We start from the raw sequence: 23,479 nt of genomic DNA, 5'->3' as shown, positions 1-23,479 counted from the left end.
AACAAGATGCGTTTCGTGTATCCAGCACAGAACGCATCTTTTCTTCTATTCCGTACTTGATATATACAACATATCGTCTACTTGTGTAATATTTACTAATCCTGTTTTCCGCAACATCTCGATGATAGGATTCATGTTATCGTACCGTTCCAGCCGCGCACCAATCCGTACCTGCTTCGCCCGGTCGTCAACAAACCGATACTTGAACCCGTACCAGCGGGATAAATAAGACAGCATCTCATCCAACGTCTCGTTCTTGAAAATAAATTTCCCGGTATGCCACGCCGTGTAGAGAGAAACATCCACGTCCTTGATCTCCATCTTTCCCGTTTCCTTGATGTATACTGCCTGTTCACCGGGTTTTATCTCCTTGCTTTCCTTTCCGTCCGACACGGCGACTTTGCCCGATACCAGAGTCGTCGCTATATTATTCTCGCCACTGTAAGAGCGCACGTTAAAGGATGTACCCAGAACCGCAATCTCCACGGTTCCCGTCTTCACGATAAAGGGATGAGCCTCGTCCTTTTTCACCTCGAAATAAGCCTCCCCATCCAACTCCACCGCTCGCTGTTTATCCGTGAACCGTGTCGGGAATCTCAATTTCGTTTCCGCGTTCAGGAACACTCTCGTTCCGTCCGACAACGTCAACATATATTCCATTCCCGTGAGTGTCTGTACCGTGTTTATCACCTCTCGCGCGTTTTCAGTCACTTTAGCCGAATAATCTATTCCCGCGGAATCCGTCACGATTCTTGTTCCGTCCACTTCCTGCAACTCCATCGTCCGGTCTTTCATCACATCCACGGTACTCCCGTCAGCCAGAGTCAGTCTGGCGCCCGTCGTTCCTGCCGCGATCCGGTACATGGCAGGCATTTTCTGTTGTTCTTTCTCCCCCGTGCCATTCCACCAGAAATAGGTACCGACAGCAAGCACCACCGCTGCCGCAGCACTTGCCATCCATCTCCGGAGAGCAATCTTTCTCGCTTTTGCCCCTAATTTTTTATCTATTTTATTCCACGCCTCCTCCACTTGGAATTTCGACAGCGCCTCCCGGTTCCCCTCGAATCTCTCCACGTCCAACAACCGATCGGCAAAAGCCTTGCGCCTATCATTCCCCTCTACCCACGCCTCGAAATCCCGTTCATCCTGTTCGTCTCGCGAACCGGTAAACAGAGCGGCTAATGTCTCGGCTATTTTAAAATGTTTCTTTGTTAATCCCATAGTTACTTTTTATCTCTTTCACGTTAGTATAACAATCTCGTTTCAAAACAGGGGTAGTCCGGGAATTGAAAATTGAGAATTAAAAATTGAAAACTATCATTACATCTCTATATTTCAATGTGTTATTGCAGTATTTTTTCTAAACTTTTTTTCTCGATATCGTTATCCGGCGTAACATGGAATACGATCCATGTATCATACCAACAGTAAAAGATAAAAATGCTCTTTCAACTGTTCCCGCAATTTACGGTAAGCGGTTTTCTTCAGCGCGTGCACCGTACCTTCGGCGATACCCATCTCGACGGCTATCCGGGGATTCTTCATTCCTTCCATCGCGTATTTAATAATCGTACGCATTTGTTGGGGCAGAGCATCAACTGCCTCCTGTACCAACCTGTAAGTTTCCTGTTCTATTACTTCCTCGTGAAAATACTCCTCCGATTCCAAGTTAGCCTCATTCACGTATGCCCGGTTTACTTGTTCCCGTTTCAAGTAATTCAGACACCGGTTACGAGCCACCATATAAAGAAAACCTTTCACTTTATATATATCCTCGAAATCTTTCCGTTTTTCCCAATAACTCAGCAAGGCTTCCTGCGCGATGTCTTTGCATTGCTCGTCGTCCTTCACGTATTTGGATGCAAACACGCATAAGATAGGGTAATAGTCCTCGAAGAACTCTTTGAAAGAGTTCTTGTTACCTCCTCTTATATCTGCTACAATATCCTGCATATTACACTTGCTCTAGACCTTATCCAATTCCATGCGACTCGCGTTGAGTTGTTTTATCCAATAGACAAAAATACGTAATATATTTCAGATACAAAATAAACATTTTCTTTTACGCCTTCCTATTTTCGACATATTTACCTCTCGCCATCTTTATTATAACACTAATATACAATATATTATCAATCACACAACGACATTTTCCTCTCCTAGGGATTACCCCGACCTTTTCGAAATTATAAAAACAATAAGCCGGAAAAGACCGTCCAAAGAGGCAAGTACGCACATCTGTTTCAGTAATCGAAAATATTTGGATTATTCCGGGAAGTAGAAACATAAAACAAGATTGAGGCTGCTGAACAACCTCAATCCCATAAAACTATCACTCCAAACCTTTTCTTCACAACAACGTTTCAATTTTATCACGTAGCATATTCCGACGAAGCCCTTTTGCCACAATTTTGCCCTCTTTATCAATAACCACAATAAACGGGATGGCACGAATCCCCAACATCTTCACGAGTCCTGTCTTTTTAAATCCTTGTGGATTATGCAAACTAATCCAAGGAATCTGCTCTTCCTGACAGGCTTTTTGCCAAGCATCAAGTGAATTATCCAAGGAGATACTGACAATTTCAACCCCTTTATCCCTCCAATCCGGGTAAAATCTTTTCAAACTTGCCATCTCTTCCCGACACGGGGCACACCAAGATGCCCAAAAATCAATAACGGTCACCCGACCCGTCCAAGAAGAGATAACAACAGTATCACCAGCTTCATTTATCCCTGTCACCCGGGGAAAGGATTTACCGACCGCCGATTCCGAAATATCCTCCAACGCTTTTCTCATTCGTTGCCCTTGCGCCGTTTCCTGCATCATCGGGGATAAAGCCCTGTACATTTCTATTCCGATTTCATAATGAAATTTTCGTTCTTTATCAGCTAAATACACAGAATAAACATTATCGGGATGTTTTTGGATAAAACGTAATGCCAGTTTCAGGCGTAACGAATCGTGTTTCATACTTTCTGTCATCATTTCATCCAATAATACTTGATCTTTGGCTTCCATGATCTTGAAATAATTATATTTCTCGTACACTTCCATCAACTTGGATTCATATTCTTCATATAAAATCCGTTCAAATTCCAGACGTAATTCATTTGCAGGAGAGCCTGTCAAACTATCCGCGGAAAGATGTTCGTAATCCGAAACCAACTCCATTTTCTTACCATCCAACAACAAGAATAATTTCTTATCCCCTATCTGCAAGCAAAAGTTACCCGGTTCCGCAGCCTCTCCTTTCAACTTGAATTTTCCCTGTTTCAATTCGCCTGTCGCACTCGTTGTCATTTCCGGTGTAAATAACACCACTTGCCCTGTATCTTTCCCCGCGATATTACCGGAAAGGTAAAAACGGTACCCCTCGGGAGGGGTACACTTCAAAAATAAAACAATAAATATAATCCATATCAAAATTCGTACTTGCATCACGCTATCACTTTAATAATCGGTTCAACGTAAACAAAAGAGACTGGTAATGACGTTTCGCATCACCTGTTGAAGAAGGTAATGTTTCCTCCAATAATTGTTTTACTCTCAACGCCATATCATAAATATAGACCTTTGAATTATCTATTACCTGCCAATTCACTTCATGCTGCCAGCCATAACCATTCCCGAAGCTGTTTAAAGATAACTCCTTCTTTAAATTCAAATCTACAGATTCCGTTTCCAATCTCTCGAACTTTCCGATATACTTTTCAATCATTTCGTTTTCGTCCAATCCATAAGCAATCAGATCATCCGGTGAAGGAGCATAAGCATTTTGACTTGAAGCCAAACTGAAAAGTCCTTTCTCTTTCTTCTCCTGCAAAGTTTCACTTAACAAATCAAGCGCCGTCGTTTGTAAAATCTTATCACCTTCCGTCAAAGCCCTGCCTGTAAGAATATTTTCAAACACTCCTTTATAATAATCATCAAAGAACTCTTCCACCGTATAAGGCTCTTCTTTAGCAACATGAGCGGACAGAATCACACCTTCATAACTCTTTTTTAAAACTTCCGCTATCCGTTTACGAACAACAATACTGGAATTGACTTTCAACGGAAGTTTCTTTTTCAACGTTTCGTTATCCAGCCAATCACAAGTACGGAATTGATTCATCACCCAAGCCAACGAAGCCTTTTGCACCTCCCGGGGTACAGATTGGTAAATATTTCCCGGTGTCCCCTCTTTCACTGAAGTCAAGTAAATACCTCCGATATTATAAAGTACATTACGGATATAACGATAATATTGTCCCGTCAACTCCGAATACAAATCAGCTTTCTGTTTCCCGTTCTCGTCATCCACGATCCATTCATCCATATTCTTCAAGATATACTGCAAATTCTTAACGCCATAATCACCTGCTTTTACAGGATCGTCCCCCAAATCTTCCTCGAGGGCACTCGGGTCATAACGACTGTATATTTGCTGCCGCCCGTAACGATACCTAGGATCTCCGGCTTTCTCGTCCACCCATTTTTCTAAAATCTTACTTTCCTCCTCGGCGTCTTTCGCTTTTGGAAAATACTGGTAAGCCCACTTGATTAAAAATTCATCATATACCCCCAAATCCGGCGGAGTCAACTTCACCCCTTTATCTCCCGGTTGGGCAACATAATTAAATCGGGCATAATCCATGATGGAAGGCGTCGTCCCATACTTTTTCGTGAAAGAAGCCGAACGTAACGAATCCACCGGATAAGCGGCGGATGCCGCCATATTGTGCATAAATCCCAGTGAATGACCTACCTCATGAGCCACCACATAAGCTATCGACTCGGCAATAATCTTATCCGGCATCTTCTTGGTTCGCACGCTAGGATCGAGTTGTGCGGTCTGAACAAAACGCCAACCATTGATAACCTTCACTACATCATTATAGATCAATACGGTAGCAGCTATAATCTCACCCGTGGAAGGATCCATAAAAGAAAGCCCCATCGCATTTTCCGTGGAAGACGGGATATAGCGGATACAAGAATATTTCAAATTATCAGGATCGAACGACGCATCATTCTTCGGGTAATCCTTCACTTGAATAACATTTTTAAAACCGATTTTTTCAAAAGCCTTATTCCAACGTAAAGTCCCTTCTTTTATCGGTTTTTTCCATGCTTCCGGGAATGCATCATCCAAATAAAACACGATAGGTTTCACAGGCTCTACCAATTGACCTTTCGCGTATGCTTTCACGTCTTTCGGTTCTACCCTCCAGCGATGAGCCACGGAATAACTTTGTAATTGATCTTCCTCGGTCGATACATTCAATTTATTGTACAAGAATATTCCCACCCGGGAATCGCTAAATCGGGGGCGCATCTTTTCTTCCGGCAAGAGCATTAACGAGCGGGCAGCGACAACCGTAACATCATTCCGATAAACAGTAAACATGAAATATTTTAATAAAACGGAAAAAGACATCGTCGTCCTAATCGTCAAATTATCGTCAAAAGACTTCATTTCAGACACAAATGGTTCACTATTTCCCATTCTGGAAGAAACGGAATATTGTCCGACCTGTTCTGGCAGAATCGGCAACATTTCATTTTCCTTCAAAAACATACCGGAAACATCAAAAACTACGGCAGTACTATCCGGGTTATAAGCCAATATCTTGTAGGATGCAACTATCGGATCCAGATTATTCCGGGCTACAGCTTTTTTCATCGCTTCCTCCCGTTGCGTGCAGGTCGTTGTAGAATTAACTTTCCGCAAGCAAATCAATGTATCATCTTTCGTGAATTTAACATGATTCGTACTTTTCACCCCGATTTCACACACGAAATTATTGCTCGCGGCAGCCGGTGATGAAGCAAGTAACATTTCTCTCTTTAAATATTTCAACGGAAATTCAAAATAAACTTTGTCCTCTATTTTGTGAATCGTGATAAACGTACTTTTCACGCTCTTACAAGACTTATCTTGAAACAATTTCTCGTAAGCCGTCGGCTTTTTCACTTCATCCTTTTTTTCCTTTACCGTATCCGCTTTGACAACGGTTTCAACCTTTTTACTTTGCAGCGCGGCTTGTACTTCCCGATAAAAAGGAAATACCAACAATAATACCGCACTTACCATTTTCCACTTTTTCATAACATACTTTTATTTATTACATACAAAACCTACTCCCTCCACTTCCCCCTTAAGGAAAGCACAGGATACAAGGAACAATTTTCCGGACTCTACTTCCGTTTATATCAAGGAAGAAGCAGAAGGAGTAGTATATTCAGACATCACTATTTCAATTTCAAACCGGAAAGAGCTTCCAGATCGATACCGTAAATACGCTTCATCTCGTCGACTAGGATTCCGCATTTTTTCTTAATCATACCTTTGGAATCAACACCCCAATCATCCGGACTCGCGAACCAGAAATAATCAAACATAAACTGGTCTTCCGTGAAAATCAACTCGATGAAACCCAACATATCCTCCTTGGCTCCAATACCGGAACTCCATTTCACGATACCCCAGTCCTCGGCATTCTTGGACGTCACTTTAGAGTAATCCACTTCCGCGTAAAAAGCTTCCGGCACGTCCATCTTCTGATAATCGATACAATATGAAATATAAGCAAAATTCAACATCGCCTTGTATTTCTTCTTCCGGGATGAACTCGTAATCAAGTTAATACTCTCGTTCACGTTCCCGATACAAATATTATCAACCGTGTACGTGTAATCGACCAAAGCACCTTCATCCGTCAGACTTTTCTTCCGCAAAACAGTATCCGCCAGTAAAATCTTTTTCGGCAAAGTTGCTTTTAATGTCTCGGGGGAGTACAACCCCAGCCATTCGGAAAATAGCAAACTAACCGCCTTTTCCAGATACTCCTCTTTCGGGAGAGTCACTTTCAACGGGTACGCATTATTGGGATACAAACTTGTCACGTTCCAAACAGCATCAATCAGATCGTAACGATACAACAAAAAAGTACCCGTCGACTGATAAAAATCCACAATCTGGTCATCAAACTCATGTTCGCCTTGCGGCACACTGTATTTTTCCTCGAGTCCCTCCGCGTCAATCTTATCGTCCTCATAACTACACCCGCACAACAAAAAACACAAGGACAAGATTCCTAATCCGATAATTATAGTTATTCTATTCATATCTTTCATTTTAATTCGATTTATAACGGCATTCTTTGAGGTTCCGAGGCTCCCGGATTCTGTTCCAATTTTCCGTTCCGGTCAATGGCTTCGGAAGGAATAGAAAGTACATACATCGGATCACCCTCTCTCAACACGTAAGTTTCATTCTGTTGTTCATTCAACTGCCAGATTTTCTTTATTTCAGGCATACCGAAACGTCGCAAGTCAAACCAACGCTGTCCCTCGAAGCAAAGTTCGCGTTGACGCTCTTCACGATAAATTTTCAACAAATCATCAGCTTCCTGCATCGGAATTTCATCCAGAACTTCACCGTCTCCCGGAAATATTCGCTTAGCCCGCAAGGCATTCAATAAATCCAATCCCTCTTGCCCGGCTTGTGCATCCCCAGTTTTCTTGTATTTCTGCAGTAAAGCCTCACACCCGTTCAGCCAAGCCTCGGCAACCCGGAATGCCTGACCGAAAGTGACGGACTTAGCCGCCCACTTATCCACCTTCTGACCAACCACCTCGCCTGTTATCCAATCCGTAATATCCGAAAAATAATATTCCAAACGGCAATCTTTTGCCGGAGCCGTTTGTTCAAATAACTTCATCAACTCGTTGGAAGGACAGTAGCTATCCGTAGCAGAACCACCCACATTATACCAGTTCTGTTTAGCCCCGTACATCCAGATAATCTCTTTATTTCCATTCTCCAGAACCTTCAATGTTGGTAACTCACCCGTTAAGTCTACCAAATCCTTACGCTCCATCACGTAACGGGAATGCATCAAAGCTGCATCCCAATTTTCCATGTACAAATAAACACGGGAAGCAAGCAAATGAGCGGACAACGCGTTCAAACGGTAAACAGCAGATTCCCTTCCTCTCATTTCCAACAAACGGATACCTTCATTCAAGTCCGACAAAATTTGCCTGTACACTTCGGATACCGTATTCCTCGGCGAACCGGTTTCTACAATATCCGGACTCAAGACAATCGGTACTCCCGGATTCGTCAACGAATCTTTATTGCTGTAAGGCAGTGCGTAATAATTCACCAACTGGAAATAATAGAAAGCCCTTAACACAAGAGCTTCACCTTTTAAACGCTCCTTGTCCTCGTCCGTCCCGATTGAGCCATCCGCGTATTTCAAAGCAATATTACATCCCAGTACCCGTTTATAATAATTCTCCCAACAATTCATCCCGCCAGTCATGCCATATCCGCCTTGTTCTTCCGCATCCAAAGCAATTTCATAAGCCAACGGTTGCCAAGTGTAAAAATTCTGGTATAGCAAAGCCTCATCCGATCTGCCGGAAGAATACAAACTGGTATACTCATCACTCAAATAGGAACAAACCACATCCATGGCTCTTCCCTCTGCCGGATACCCTTCCCCCCACAACAATTCATTGAAAGAGGTCGTCGTTTCCGGAATCATTTCATCCTGAGGTGTCTTCTCCAAAAAACTATCACAAGCAGAGAAACACCCCGCACATAAAATCAATATATATAATTGCTTCATCGTTCTCATAATCATCATAAGCTAATATTAATAGTAAAATTATAAGAAGGTTGTCTCGGTACGGCCGAACTCGATGTTTCCGGATCTTGGTTGCGCAACCGTTTGTTAGCTATCACGAATAAATCATTTCCCGAAAGCTCCATTGTCAACCCGTTTAATCCCAAACGAGAAGCGACACTTTTCGGGAACGAATAATTCAATCCGATACTGCGGCAACGCAAGAAATCTCCACTCACCACCCGGTGATTTCCCTCGTCCCACATCGTGTACATACTTTCCGTGCCCGCCGGGTGCACGTACATATAGGTACGTCCCGGTTTCAAGAACCCCGGGTTATCGGTAAATTCCTCGTCCCCCGGCTTACGCCAATGTGTCACGAATTCCGCCGGAACATTCTCGTAGTGGCTTGGAGCATCCAGCGCCATACGGGAATCATACACGGGACGCAACCGGATTTTAGCTCCCAGATTATAAGCAAAAGAAGCCCTCAACGTGAAATTATAAAAAACGAAACGAGTGGAAAGCCCTCCGGTCACGACCGGGTTACGACGCCCCGAGTATTCAAGAAATTTCGTCGGGTCCTCTTTCATCTCCGTGTTCGTGTACCCGTTTCCACTATCATACTCGAAAACAGGAAAGCCATCCTCATGTGTCAATCCCTTGTATTTCCATGACCAAAACGAACTCACCGCATAATCATTCAACACAACTGTCCCCGACAAATACTCGCCATAAGACCTGTTCTCCGTTTTACGACGAATCTTATCTCTGTTCCATGAAAGCACGGGAGAAAGCGTCCACCTAAAATTCTGTGTTTTCAACGGTACAAAAGTTAAAGAAACATCTATCCCCTCGTTCCGGATATTCGCCCCGTTCTGGTAAGCCGCATCCACACCTTGTTCAACGGGCACGTTCAACGTGTACAATAATTCTTTGCCCCTCTTCTGGTAATATTCCACGGAACCGCTGAAACGACTATCGAACATAGAGAATTCGAGTCCCAAATTGACAGTTTGAGTCTTCTCCCACCGCAGATCGGGATAAGGCAAACTTTTTAAATTCAGAACATATTCACCGATATACTCGTCTATGGGCTTCAAGGGATATTTCGCTATTAAATCCGGTCCCACTGTTGAAATCACATTTCCCTGCAAACCGTAAGATACTTTAAGTGACAAATCGTTAAACCATTTCTGCTTTTCCATCCATCTCTCCGAAACCACGTTCCAACGAGCGGCAATACTCCAGATCGGCAAAAAACGATTGTTCGTCTTCTTACCGAAACGACTGGATGCATCCACCCGGAAATTCGTATTTAAAATATAACGATTCTTATAGCTATAAGCCAAGGTCGCCAACAAAGACATTTTATTATTAATCTGGTCGGTCAAGGACACAGGATGCTTGCTGGCGGAAGTACCGTAGAAATCGTACAAATTCCCGGCATCTGCCTGATTATATTCATAATAAATCACTTTACCTCTATCGGGGAAGTAACCGTATTCCGCCGTTTCAAACCCCGTTTGTTTATGTGAAGTCATCTCTCCCCCGACCATCACGTTCAATGAATGCACGTCATCCCACGTCTTCATATAATTCAACCGGGCATTCACCATCCACAAATCACTATTCTCCTCGTCCCGCTCGTACCTGCCCCCGTAAGGATACATTGACAATTTCTCGTTGATACTTCCCGGCTCCACGCTCCCGTAATCATAACCTCTCAAATTAGCCATATAATAAGAACGGTCGGTAGCCCACTTTTCCGTTAACCCGCGAGTGGCAGAATAAGAAACCAACACATCACCTTTCAATCCTGCCAGAATATTCGCCCTTAAAGAAAGTGCTGTCGAGAATGATTGGTTTTCTCCCTCGGAACCTGATTCCCTTAACTCATCCAGCACGTTATAAGTCAAATCATACGTGAATTTATGCACTCCTTGATACTGTCCCTCTTTAATCTCCTGCGACACGTAATTCGTCGATCTCACGTATCTCTCGTCTGCTGCTAAGGTACGGGCAGTTCTCAACGCGTAATTCATCGGATTCACGTCGTAAAAAGAAGAGACCTGCCGATTGGAATATTCCATTTTAAAATCGGCATCCAACCATTTGAACACGGGTAATTCCACTCTGGAATTCAACGTATAACGCTTCACATCATCCCCGTTCGCCGTTCCTTTGTCACTGGCAAAACTTGCCGAGATATAATAAGATATTCTATCCTTTCCCCCCGAAATAGAAAGCGAGTGGGAATGGGAGAAGGCATTAGAAAACAGCACGTCAAACCAATCCGTGTTCATAACCTCCCGTCTTGAATACTCTTGTTCTACATCGCTAAAAGGTATCCTATTCTCCAAATAATCAAGCATCGCTTTCTCATAACCGTAACGAGGCGTGGATGCCAGTATCAACCCATCCTCGAAAAACTCTTTCGATAATTTCATTCTCTCTTGGGAATTCATCACATCAGCCGATTTCCGGTAAGAAGGACGCTGTTTCACGGTATAAGTTCCCGAATAATTCACTGCCGTCCTCCCCGAACGCCCCTTCTTCGTCGTCACGACAATCACACCGTTTGCCGCCCTTGTCCCGTAAATCGCAGTGGCGGAAGCATCCTTCAAAAAAGTGATACTTTCTATATCCATCGGGTTTAAACCCGATATAGCGTTACCAAACATTAAATAATTCGGGTTCGTCATTTCCATCGCGGCAGCAACGTCTTCATTAGCGATATTCACAGGATCTTCCCGGATTACTCCATCAATCACCCAAACGGGAGCCGCATTTCCCAATAATGTTGCCGTTCCCCTCATTCGTATCTTCGGAAGAGCTGAAGGACTCCCCGAGGTATTCACAATCATCAATCCCGGGATTTCGCCCTGCAACATATCATCGATCGAATTCATTCCCGATTTCATAATATCGGCGGCTTTCACCGTGTAAGTGGAACTGGCAGACAATCGCTTGTCAATCCTTTGATACCCGGTCACCACCACTTCTTCCATTTCCTGAGCGTCTTCTTCCATCACGATCACCCAAGGATTCATCTCTTTAAAGCGCAAGCAGGACAATGTCTGTGTTTTCATCCCAATAAAGGACACAACAATTGTCGCCTTTGATAAATCGGGAACCATCAAAACAAATTTCCCGTTCTTATCCGTCGAGACACCGACAGTTGTCCCCTTCAACAACACGGAAACCCCGGGTAACGGCAAACCTCCCTCATCCTTCACGTACCCTGTCACCCGCGCATTCGTTAAAGAATCGGTCTTCGATTCTATCAAACGTTTTACGACCACAACCTTATCATTCATCTGATAATAAAGCCCCGTACCTTCCAGTACCTTACCTAAAATTTCCTCTAAAGACGTATCTTTAAAAACTGCATCCAGCCCTTTGATTCCGGCAACATCTGCCACGTTATAAAAAAAGGTAATCTCACTTTTCTTCTCCAACGTCCAAATAATCTCTTCCAAGGTAGCCCCCCTCATCTCTATACTCACCTTCATCTGTTGAGCCCGCACACTGGCAGACAGGGACATAACAGAACAAAATAACACACACATACATAATTTCATAATCCTAAAAATTTTTCCATACTTCCCTTTACAGGGGAAATACTCTTTCCACTTTTTTTTCATAACTTTGTTTTTCAAAATTTTTAAAACACTTATCTCATGAAAGTGAGATATTGACAGGCGATGTTCGCAGCATCGCTTGTTTTTATTTCACTCCTAAAACAATACGTTTCCCATTCACTTCTACTGTCAACTTATCCGTGGCACGCAGTACATTCAATATCGGCGTGATATCCTCGCTCCTGTCCAATTTCCCGGCAAAAGCCATATCTTTTATAGATTCATCAAGATAAACGACTTCCACGTCATACCAGCGTGCCAACGTCCGCATGATATCTTCCAACCTGTCCTGCCGGAAAATAAACTGCCCGTTTCGCCATGCCGTAAATAAAGCCGGATCGACCTCACGCACTTCCAACGCCGCTTTCTTCCGGTTCCATTGCGCTTGTTGGGCGGGTATGATTCCCACCTCCTCTTTTTTCCCGAATCCCGTGAAAACAGACACGTTCCCCTTCAACAATGTGGTTTGCACATTCAACTCGTCGGGATACGCCTTCACGTTGAACTCCGTCCCGGTCACCAACACATCCATATCTTTCGTCTTCACGATAAACGGGTGTTTCTTGGATGCCGCCACTTGAAAATACGCCTCTCCTTCCAACGTGACCACCCTCTCCTTGCCCGAAAATTTCACGGGAAACTCTATTTTACTCTCGGCATTCAAATAAACCGTTGTCCCGTCACTCAATATCAGATTATACTCTCCCCCGGTCGGAACAATAACTTTATTCGTCAATCCCGTTCCCTGTTCTCCCACCTCCCGGTTATAGTTAATTCCCGCGGAATCGTTCATGATGATCTTCCCGTCTTTCTCGACGATTTCATTCATACTTCGAGTATCCAGCTCGACCTGCCTCCCGTCGTCCAACACCAACACCGCCTTCGCTTGCCCCGGCACGATCGCGGCATCCGCCAAACACGGCTCCCCCGCATCCTTTACCGTCAACACCCAAAACACGATTCCGACAGCGACCAATGCCGCAACTGCCGCCGCATACGCGCACCATTTCCCGATCCTTCTGTCGTGCTTCATATCTATTTCCTTCCCGAAGGCATTCGCGTATTTCTCCACGTCAATAGAAGCCCATTTCTGGATTCTCGACCTCACGTGGCTTTTCTCCGTCATCTTCTCGTAGAGAATCCGGTTCTCCGGCTCCTTTAGCCACTCCTCCAATTCCCGCCTCTCTTTTTCGTCCACCCCTTCCAAAAGTTGTTTGGCTATCAATTGGTGTATTCTTTTGTCTTGTATCATCGCTTTCGACTGTTTTATCGCATTGTATATTCATATAACAACTGAAAAAAAGAAATCGATGAATCCCTTTTCAAAAAAACAATGTTAAATATTGAAAATACAATATCAAGGCAAGCGAGTCCAGTCCACCAAGAAAAGAAGATAAAAATAGTCTTTCAATAAGCCCCGCAGTTTCTTGTAAGCATTCTGTTTCAACGTCCTAACCGAATTGATTGAAATATTCAATTGCTCGGCGATCTCCCCGTTCGAGAGTTCCTGAAGTGACATTAGTATCACTTTGCGGGACTGTGGTGCCAATTCGTCGATAGCCTTGTAAACCAAAGCGTATACTTCCTCCTCGATTATATTATCCCGCGTATATTCTTCGGATTCCAGCATTCCTTTCTGCACGTAACGGGTAACAATCGCACCGTGTTTCAATTCGTTCAAGGCAAGATTTCTCGCCGTGGTGTACAAAAATCCCTTGATCTTATCCTCCGACTCGAAAGTTAAATCCTCACGCCATAATCGGATAAAACATTCTTGCGCAATATCGGCCGCAATCTCCATATCATCAATATATTTATTGGCAAACATTACCACAGACGAGAAGTTCTTCTCGAAAAAGACCTTGAAAATCCGACGATCCTTGTTATTTATTCCGATAACCGTATCCATAATACACCACTGTTACAGAACAAATATAGGCAATAATCGAAATTTCGCACAAAAAACGACTAAATATTTTCCGTTCTTACCAACAAGGCACGTTCCACATCCCACACTTTCCTCCTGCCAACTACCCCGGCAAATAGTATCAATCAACATGTCAAAGAACTTTTCCTATACAAATATACTTCCCGCTTTACCCTTTTCCTACCATTTTTCATAAAGAGCCCACGTGTTTTCACGAACACCCCTATTTAAGACATGAACACGTCTTTAAGCAACCGATATCCCGTGCCAAATCCGCTCGAATCAGTGTACACGACTGCATCACTTTTAAATCACTCCCGTATCAAAAACGCACCCAAGCGCCTTTGATACGGGAGTGATTCGAAGGTAATACGTGTTTGACTCAGGACTTCAACGGGTTCTCTTCAAATTCTGTCCGAATTCTGATAAAAAGAAGAATCCCAAACATAAAGGTCATCTTTCTCTTAAAGTAAGCACCTTCACCCAGTGTTCTATCGTTATTGCTCCGTTGTAGATATACCCCGAAGCGTTTCTACTCTGTATCTATAACAAACGTACGACCACATTACTCCTCAAGTATTGCCCGTTCGAATACTTAAAACAGGGGAAAACGGGACTCAATTAAAAAAGAGGGCGTGTCTAAACATGCCCTCTTGTCCATAAGATCTGAAAATCCATAATGTCGTAAGGTCAAATGTACAGGTTGTTAGCATATTATAACACTGAACATCATTGCGTTTTAAAACACTGACTTTATAAACTTTAGGAGCCGAAGGCTCGACTTTATGAACTTTATAAACTAGAGGTGTGTTTTGACACACCTCCAATCCATCCAAAATTCACACGCACAAAGCTAGCGCGAACAACTATTTTTGTCCGGCGAAAAGTTCTTCCATCTTTTGGGCTAATGCCTCTCCCCGCAAATCCTGCGCGACGATTTTCCCTTCCTTGTCGATAATGTACATCCGCGGGATTCCGGTTACACGGAAGCGTTGCGCTATGGGACAATCGAATTTATTCAAGGTTGACAGGTGTTTCCAATTCAACTCGTTCTTCTCGATGGCAGCAACCCAAGGTTCTTTTTTCGAATCCAGAGAAACTCCCAGTATTTCCAATCCCCGGTCGTGATACTTTTTGTAAATCTCTTTCACGTTAGGCATTTCAGCCATACACGGACCACACCACGAAGCCCAGAAATCGAGCAACACGACGTGTCCCCGCAAACTGTACAGGGAGAGTTCCTGCCCGTCAGGAGTCGCAGCCCTAAAGTTCGGGGCTATTCCCCCGACACTTACCATACCCATTTCATCGATATTCTGCCTTAATTTCACGCCCGGTGCCGATTGTTTCACCCGATCGGTCAGATGATTATAAAAATCCTGCACTTCCTCGAACGTGTAGTTATCCATCAAGTAACTCTCGAAAAAATAAGTCGAAGCGTAAGCATCACGGGTTGAATCCATGTAATTCCGAATCGAAGCGGTAAGCGCACTATCCAGAACGTGGAACATGTGCTTGAGGGAATCGACGGCAGCTTGATCGCTGTAATCCACTTTACCGGCAGCCATCATCTTTCCCAGTTGCATGAACGACACTGTCGTTTTAAGACTGCTCCCTTTTTCAAGCAGTTCCTGCTCTTTATTGCCTTCACACGTGACCGTTATCGAGGTCGTCTGTTTGCCCTTCCATTCTTTGGTAGTTTCCTTGAAGGTGATCGTCATCGGTTCGCCGTCCACTATGATTTCTTTCTTTTTGTCTTTGCCATAGGTCAATACCATTTTCTGTACCTCATCTACATTTCCTTTTAAAGAAAAGGTGAAATCAGGAGCCACACTGACCGAATCTATCACCCGTTGATTTTTGCCATCAACGATTCCATTCAAGTACAATTTGTTACCTGCCCCGTTTTCCCACGTGCCGGTAATCCGGTAGGCGACACCTCGTGAACAGGAGAACGCGAACACAGCACACGCGAGGATTATTACCCCGTTTGTCAATATCTTTATCATATACAGTTTATTATTTTATTCTTGAAAAAGTTCATCCATTTTATCGCGCAATTCTTCGCCGCGCAAATCTTTGGCAATAATTTTCCCGTCTTTCCCTATGATATACAGTTTCGGGATAGCTACCACTTGGTATAATTTCGCTATCGGGCATCGGTTCATTCCCTTCAGGGATGAAACGTGATGCCACGTCAATCCGGCTCTCCCGATTGCCTTTTCCCAATTCGCTTTGTTATTATCCATAGATACACCCACTATCTCCAGTCCGCAGTCGCGGTATTTCTCGTACAAGGCTTTCACGTTAGGCATCTCGTCCATGCAAGGACCGCACCATGATGCCCAAAAATCAATCAGTACGATACGCCCCCGCAAATCTTTCAGAGCGAGTTTTTTCCCGTCGGGAGTCGTCAATTCAAATTCCGGGGCAGGACTCCCGGGAGCCAGTTTTTTCAATTGGGCGATACGTTCCCCCATTTCTTTTCCTTTACCCGTTTGCTTGACACGCTCGGACAGACGGTTGTAAAAAGAAGCGATATCATCGAGTGACATCATTCTCAACATATTCATCTCGATAAAGAAAGGAGCGACGTCGCTATCATTGTAATGTTGAAGAAAGTGTTCTATCTGATCGTGTTGCTGTTTTTTGACTTCGGCTATCTGTATGGCGACAGAATCCCGTTTCGCTTTTGTTTCAGCCCGCTTCAAAGTCAGTCCCAAACCACCGAGAGAAAAATTACGGACGTAGTCATCTCCCCAAAATCGTACCATATCTTGTGCTGCCGCATGTTCCCGCGTCTCTTTCTCCAGCACGAAGGCTGCCGACGGGTCTTTGTACGAGTACTCCACGTCCTTGATTTCCAACTTGACGGGGGTCCCGTCCAGAAAAACGGCACGATAGCCCTGTTTCACGCACGCGATCATGGCACATTGTTTCCGGTCGAGCTCCCCCCGCAGCGCAAAGGTTCCGTCGCTAGCCACAACCACGGAATCCACGAACACGCCCTCGATGTTCCCGTTTTCCAAACTACGCAGGCTGAGCGTTTTCCCGGCACCGCTTTTCCAAACGCCCGTGATGTCATAGGCGACTTGGGAATATGCTGCCTCACACGCGAGGCAACATACTATAAAACTCAAAAATCTTTTGAACATTATCTTTTGTTTTTACTTTAATCAAAATAACCGACAGGAAGAGGATCGTTAGGACAGAACGAGTTCTGCAACGCTATCGGGTCCATCTCCATCTGTTTCACGATAAATTTGGCAATCAGGAAGGCTCTCTGTTTCACGATATCGAAACGGGCGAAAATGCGATCCATTTCCGTCTTGGGGGTCGACATGAGAAACGACAGGTAGTCCCCCAGATCGGCACCATCCTTGTGCGGCATGAAATACCCGTAATCCGGATAATGATCGGAACCAACCAGCCCGTGTGAATAGAGCACATAGTGGTAGGCATCAAATTCTCCTTCCGGGTCGGCGTCCTCTTCCTCATCATACTGGTAAATAAACTGGTATGAAACCAACGAGAAAAATTCGGCGGGCACATCCATCGAGTCGTAGATTGTCCCCATGATACCCGTAACGATGCCGGAACGGACTTTTTCCCAGTCGCTGTCACCGAATTGATCCATACCGCTCCCGACGTGCGAAACCGCCATGCCGTGGTTGTTCAAGTTCAGCGTGGTGACCAGATTAGACCGATTGTAAGTGGAAGAGTTGCAAACGGAATCGACCAGATAGATTTTCTTCGGCAGGAACTTGGCAATAAACGCTTCCGGGTAACTGGCGAAGACATCTTCCAGCATGAAGGTGACCATTTGCCCGACGTAGTTTTTATTCGCTTCTTTCACGGGAGCGTACCAGTAGACAGTCCTACTGTTCCATGTCGTGTAGAACTCAGTCCGGTCGAAATCATAAAGCACGAACGAGCCGTATTTCTCGTAAACGGAATAAATTTGTTCTTCCACGGAACCTGCCTCTCCACGCGGCAGTTCAAAAGGCGGATTACCCAATTCCGGCAGCGGTTTAAGCGAATCTTCTGAAGTACAGGCAAACACGAGCGGTACAAACAGAATCACAAGGCTATATATTAATTTTTTCATCATACTCGTTTTGAATTATTGTTCATGTTCTTACTGTCCCACGACGGTCACCCGCGGATTGTCGGTTACCCCGTCGTTGTATTCTGTCTCGGAAAGCGGGATGGGCAACAGGTAGTTCGGGCTGCCCGCCTCTAACACGAATGTTTTGTAAGTATTCATCGAGGAATAGAATTTATGCTCGATTCGCGGCATCCCTTGCCTGCGCATGTCCCAGAAGCGCATCGCCTCTTCGAAACAAAGTTCCCGACGGCGTTCTTTCCAGATGAACCGGATTAACTCGTCCCGCGAGGCGAAGTCTGAAACGGTTTTCGGGGTATAGGACGCGGCTAGAAATTTCTTTTCCCTCAACTCGTTCAACAGGTCTATTGCCTTTTGGCTGATGTTATTATCTTTACGGGCATAGGCTTCTGCCATATTCAGGTACACTTCCGGGCTTCTCCAACATTCGCGCGCCTGCCCCACTCTTGAAAACCGATCGGCTTTCAACGGGTAAGCCTGTCCCGCGAAGTATTCCGGTCTTAATCTCGTACCGCCTAACTTGAACAATCGGGCGAAATAGACTTCCTCACGCAGGTCGCCTTCCTCGTAAAGGTTCAGCAATGCGTTGTCACCCGTCCACGAGGTATGGAATCCCCAACCGTAATATGTATAATAACTGGCGGGTGACATAAATTTGTATTCCTTGTCATCTTTACTAAAAAGGAATACCGTTTCGCTATTACCTACTTGATTAATAAAGAAGTAGTCGCTACCGGACAACCCGCAGGAATCCCGGTTAACGTTATTCAGGTCATAAAGCGGATTTCCTTCCAACGCCATAAACTCTTCGGAAGCCCGGATGACCTCATTCCAGTCCTCCCGGAACAAAGCCACGCGAGAGGCAAGGAAATAGACCGCCGCCGGGGTAATTTCCCACTTGGAATAATCGGAACTCGCGTCCGGCAGGTATTCCTGTGCTTTGGTCAAGTCCCCGTTAATGAGCGTGTAGATATCTTCTACCGATGCCCGTTCGACCGCATCCACGTCGACCACGGGAGAGGTTCGTTTGATTACACCCAATTTACTTTTGTTTTCCTCCGACCAAGGGGCGGCATAGGTATTAACAAGGCAGAAGTAATGATACGCGCGCAGCGTGTAAGCCTGTGCCGCCAGTTTACAATAAGTTCCCCGCTCGTTCTCGGCATATTTCATATCGGGTAAAGCGTCGATAACGAGATTGCACGCCAGTATATTCTTGTAACGGCTGTCCCAGAACTTGTCCGTGATGTATTGCGAATAATCTTCCCACCATGTATAAAGTACCTCGCCGTCACCCGCATCCCGATCGACAGCATCTATCATGTCCACTTTGCTGTTGTTGTACATGGATTCGTCGTAATAGAGCGGTCCCATTTCCACGTCATCGGTCATCAAGGCTGTCCACCCGATTAGAGAGGCAAATTGATCGGGATAGGCTTCCCCCAACAACAGCGGGACAAAGTCATTCACGTCCGTCGGAATCAAAAGATCGGCGGAATCTCCCTTTAAATAATCATTACAAGCCATTGCCAGCCACGGAATGAATAACAAGAGAATGTATTTATTTATCGTTTTCATAACAGTCTGTTTTTAGAAAGATACATTAACACCAAAACTATACGTGGGCAGAGAAGGGATATTCGCCCCGTTGGTTTCAGGGTCTAATCCTTTCCATTTTTTATCGGCTATCGTGAACAGGTTCGTGACTTGGAAGCGCAACACCATGTTGGAAATATGCAAATAATCGAGTACTTCCCGGGGCATATTATAGCTGAGTGCCACCATTTTCAATTTCAAGAAATCGGCTTTCGCCACCCTTATGTCACTGTAATTGTACAAGACGTAAGGGTCGGGACTTCCCGTGAGTCCGGTTGAAATATCATACGCTGCCCCGGCTTCCGTTGCCAGATAATTTCTGAAATCCGTGTAATTGTAGGGCGCCGGGTAAATGGTGTTGTCCCCTGCCTGCTTCCAGCATTTCAGCCATTCGTCGGAAAGATTGGTCAACGGGTCTATGGTGGACGAATCGTAGAATTTCGGCAAGCGGGATACACTTCCCACGCTATACGAGAAGTTCATGGATAAAGAGAATGACTTCATGAATGTAACCTGCGTGTCGAATCCCCCGGTAAGTTTCGGAAATATAGAACCTCGATGGACTAATTCCAGATCCTGCCGCAATGCTTTATGCACGATTTCCCCGCTCTTTGCATAAAACAAGGGATAGCCATTATCTTGATTCAACCCCGCAAAACGGTAAGCGTACATGGAGCCAATCGGTTTTCCCTCTATCGCAAGGGTTCCCGCCAACATCTGATCGACAACGCTCGCGTCGCTCAAGTCATTCCGGTTCGCCAGAGTGATCTCGTTTACATTGCGCCCGAAATTGAACCCGAAACGCCAGTCCCAATCACGAGTTTCCACCAATCCCACGTTGAGGAATCCCTCGAAACCTTTGTTTATCATTTTACCGGCATTGTAATACAGGATATTTTGTCCCGTCGATGCCGCCACTTGTTTCGACATGATTAGATCAGAGGTGTTTTTGCGATAAATATCAAAACCGCCTTTCACTCTTCCGTTAAACAAGGCGAAGTCAACCGCCGCGTTCCATGATTTCGTTTTCTCCCAACGCAGGTCGGGATTGGGCAGTTTGCTTATCTTTGAAACCGGCAGTCCGGTAATGTCATGCCGGTCACCGACTTTAACAATCAAATAAGGCGTGGCATCCTCGTGGATATTCCCCTGTATCCCGTAAGACCCGCGTACGGCAAGATTGCTGATCCATTTCACGTCTTTCAGGAATTTCTCGTTGGATACATTCCATTTCAACGCGAATGAATAAGTGGGCAACCAACGATATTTCGGATCGCTACCGAATTTGTTGGAACCGTCGGAACGAATATTGGCATTGAACACGTAGCGATTGTCGTAACAATAGCTGACGATACCAAAGAACGACGCCACTTGAGTAAAGGAATTCGTGTTTGTCGGTTTATTGTCCGAGTAGTTAGCCACGTAACTGTCGGTTTGAACCGGGCTGAACATTTCCCCGAATTCGGGCACCCAACCGTAACCGGTTTGTGACACCCCTTTGTATTCATTCCGGCGAGCCTCTGTTCCGGCGGAAGCGGAAATATCATGTACATCAACCCGATAAGAGTAGGACAACATATTCCGTATCGTGTAGCCGCTTTTTCTTGTATATCCTTGGGTAAGCATACCCCCGTAAGGTAGTTTTGATTCAGAAAACTCCGGGTCGTATTCCGTGTAAGCGCCGTACTCGTATCCGCGGATATCGGTTACCTTGTAGGATTGAGCGGTAGCCCAATCGCGGGTAGAGGTATTTCCCGTGTGCCACGAGAATGTACCCTCGTATTTTAATCCCTCCCACAAATTCAATCTTATGGCGAGCAAAGCGTTGAAGTCATCCATTTGGGAAGATTTTCCCGTGTTCTCCAACTCTTTGAGGATGTTATACCCGATATATTCCCTGCCGCTTACCCCTTTTCCCCGGTAACTCATGTAGTAGGAACCGTCCTCGTTGTAAGCCGGCATGGTGCGGGTGGTAGAATACGCATAATCAAAAGGGTTTACCACGGCCGAATATCCCTCGTTCGAGGTGGATGCAAAGTCTATTTTAGCCGTGAAACCCAAGTATTTATTGTAATTGACGTCCACCTTTGCCAAGGCACTGTATTTCTCGGAATTAGAACCGCGGGCAGCCCCCTCGATATTGGAATAACCTGCCGACACGTAATATTTCACGTCTTCGGAACCACCGCTCACGTTCAACGCATGAGTATGAGTCACGTCCGAACGAAACAGAAGGTCAAACCAATCCGTGTTTCTCGTTTGCAATTTATCCACTTTCTGTTCAAATTCCGTTTGAGAAATTTTCTTGCTCATTAATTCCTCGTAAGCCGCCTCGTAGGTTTCGCCGACAGGGATACGACCGAAATTCATATTCGACTCGACCAGTTGCCGCGAAAACAATACGCGTTCCCGCGAGTTCATACGGTGATAGTTGTTGTAGGAAGGACGGGTGTTGATCGTTACGTTTCCGCTGTAACTAATCCTCGGGCTACCTATCTCGCCTTTTTTAGTGGTAATGACAATCACCCCGTTCGCCGCCTTTACCCCATAAATGGCTGTCGCCGAAGCATCTTTCAGAACGGTGATGGTTTCAATATCTTGCGGGTTCAACCCGGCAATAGCATTACCAATTAGATATTCGGCGTCTTCACTATTAATATCCGATGCGGTGAAAGGTACATCCTGTTCAAGAATTACCCCGTCGACAACCCACACCGGGGATTTATTCCCGTTAATGGTCGCATTACCCCGAATCCTGATTTTCGGCGTGGCACTCGGCTCCCCGGAAGTATTCAATACCATCATGCCCGGAATACGCCCTTGCAACATCTGGTCGATAGACCCGACTCCCTGTACCATGATATCTTTTGCTTTGATGGTCGAAACGGCACTTGCCGATTCGCGTCGGCTGACGGTCTGATATCCCGTGATAACGACCTCGTCTATATCCTGCGTGTCTTCTTCCAAAACGATATTCAACGTTTTTTGTCCCGTCCATCTTACCTCTTTTGTTTTCATCCCTATAAATGAAAACAGAAGCGTCAACGAATCCTGCTTCACTGTCTCCAATGTAAACTCTCCCTTGGCGTCCGTGGCTACGCCGACACTCGTTCCCTTTATCAAAACGGTTACGCCGGGCAGCACGTGTCCTCTCTCGTCTTTCACTATACCTTTTACCGTGAGCTTTTCCGGTTTTTCGTCTTTCTGCATCTTCTGCAAGATGATTACTCCCGCATCATACAAGCATGTTATGCCTTTGTCGGCAAAGATTTCATTCAGCAGATCCATGACTTCCCGTTTCTTTACCTGCACGTCAAAACGAGGGATAGCCTGCACGTATTCACTCTTGTACATGAAGCGGATTCCCGTCTGATTTTTCACCTCCCGCAGGAATTCTTCCACGTTGCAATTTTTCAAATCTATGCTGACCAGCTGATTCTGGGCAACCACGTCCCCCCGAACCTGCATCAGCAACACGAACATTAGAAAACACATCATTTTCATGACTCTAAAAACTTTTTGAGTCGAGCGTAAATTTCCTTTACATTCTCCACTTTTTTCCAT

At 45.0% G+C, this 23,479-nt stretch carries 14 protein-coding genes; all 14 read right to left on the bottom strand.

The features are described 5' to 3' along the window. Positions 1-45 precede the first annotated feature (45 nt). The 14 genes from ACK8P8_RS04705 to ACK8P8_RS04640 all read right to left on the bottom strand — a co-directional run bounded on the left by ACK8P8_RS04705 (position 46) and on the right by ACK8P8_RS04640 (position 23,419). Positions 46-1,221 carry a FecR family protein gene (locus tag ACK8P8_RS04705; RefSeq protein ID WP_369859275.1) on the bottom strand — a complete coding sequence of 392 codons (1,176 nt, stop codon included), beginning with the start codon at positions 1,219-1,221 and terminating at the stop codon, positions 46-48. A gap of 195 nt (positions 1,222-1,416) precedes the next feature. After that, positions 1,417-1,953, bottom strand: a complete 537-nt coding sequence (locus tag ACK8P8_RS04700) for an RNA polymerase sigma-70 factor (RefSeq protein WP_227216089.1) — start codon at positions 1,951-1,953, stop codon at positions 1,417-1,419. A 397-nt stretch (positions 1,954-2,350) separates the two neighbouring features. Next, on the bottom strand, positions 2,351-3,442 hold the full coding sequence (locus ACK8P8_RS04695) for a redoxin family protein (RefSeq protein WP_369859276.1): 1,092 nt from the start codon (positions 3,440-3,442) through the stop codon (positions 2,351-2,353). Between the two features lie 7 nt (positions 3,443-3,449). Then, a complete protein-coding gene (locus tag ACK8P8_RS04690) occupies positions 3,450-6,095 on the bottom strand; it encodes a zinc-dependent metalloprotease (protein WP_369859277.1) in 2,646 nt (881 codons plus the stop codon). Positions 6,096-6,238: 143 nt separating this feature from the next. Beyond that, a complete protein-coding gene (locus ACK8P8_RS04685) occupies positions 6,239-7,114 on the bottom strand; it encodes a hypothetical protein (protein ID WP_410025574.1) in 876 nt (291 codons plus the stop codon). Positions 7,115-7,134: 20 nt separating this feature from the next. Further along, positions 7,135-8,643: a RagB/SusD family nutrient uptake outer membrane protein gene (locus tag ACK8P8_RS04680; protein WP_099290510.1), complete on the bottom strand. Its 1,509-nt coding sequence runs from the start codon at positions 8,641-8,643 to the stop codon at positions 7,135-7,137. Then, a complete protein-coding gene (locus ACK8P8_RS04675; RefSeq protein WP_176554914.1) occupies positions 8,640-12,206 on the bottom strand; it encodes a SusC/RagA family TonB-linked outer membrane protein in 3,567 nt (1,188 codons plus the stop codon). Before ACK8P8_RS04675 ends, ACK8P8_RS04680 begins: the two co-directional genes overlap by 4 nt. A gap of 145 nt (positions 12,207-12,351) precedes the next feature. Then, the gene (locus tag ACK8P8_RS04670) at positions 12,352-13,518 is read right to left on the bottom strand and encodes a FecR family protein (protein ID WP_369859279.1); all 1,167 of its coding nucleotides are present in this window, start codon (positions 13,516-13,518) and stop codon (positions 12,352-12,354) included. A 105-nt stretch (positions 13,519-13,623) separates the two neighbouring features. Next, positions 13,624-14,175, bottom strand: coding sequence for a sigma-70 family RNA polymerase sigma factor (locus ACK8P8_RS04665; protein WP_099290513.1), 552 nt, complete (start codon positions 14,173-14,175; stop codon positions 13,624-13,626). Between the two features lie 884 nt (positions 14,176-15,059). Continuing rightward, entirely contained in the window at positions 15,060-16,202 is a 1,143-nt protein-coding gene (locus tag ACK8P8_RS04660) for a redoxin domain-containing protein (protein ID WP_369859280.1), read from the bottom strand. A gap of 15 nt (positions 16,203-16,217) precedes the next feature. Beyond that, entirely contained in the window at positions 16,218-17,348 is a 1,131-nt protein-coding gene (locus tag ACK8P8_RS04655; protein WP_410025573.1) for a TlpA family protein disulfide reductase, read from the bottom strand. 17 nt (positions 17,349-17,365) lie between these two features. Next, complete coding sequence (locus tag ACK8P8_RS04650) at positions 17,366-18,304, bottom strand: hypothetical protein (RefSeq protein WP_369859281.1); 939 nt, start codon at positions 18,302-18,304, stop codon at positions 17,366-17,368. A gap of 27 nt (positions 18,305-18,331) precedes the next feature. Continuing rightward, a complete protein-coding gene (locus ACK8P8_RS04645; RefSeq protein ID WP_227216103.1) occupies positions 18,332-19,897 on the bottom strand; it encodes a RagB/SusD family nutrient uptake outer membrane protein in 1,566 nt (521 codons plus the stop codon). 12 nt (positions 19,898-19,909) lie between these two features. Continuing rightward, entirely contained in the window at positions 19,910-23,419 is a 3,510-nt protein-coding gene (locus ACK8P8_RS04640; protein WP_369859282.1) for a SusC/RagA family TonB-linked outer membrane protein, read from the bottom strand. Positions 23,420-23,479 lie beyond the last annotated feature (60 nt).

It is taken from the genome of Butyricimonas muris (assembly GCF_046365375.1).
GTDB lineage: Bacteria > Bacteroidota > Bacteroidia > Bacteroidales > Marinifilaceae > Butyricimonas > Butyricimonas muris.
The sequence above is the reverse complement of the archived record's forward strand: the minus strand, read 5'-3'. Positions and strand labels throughout refer to the sequence as shown.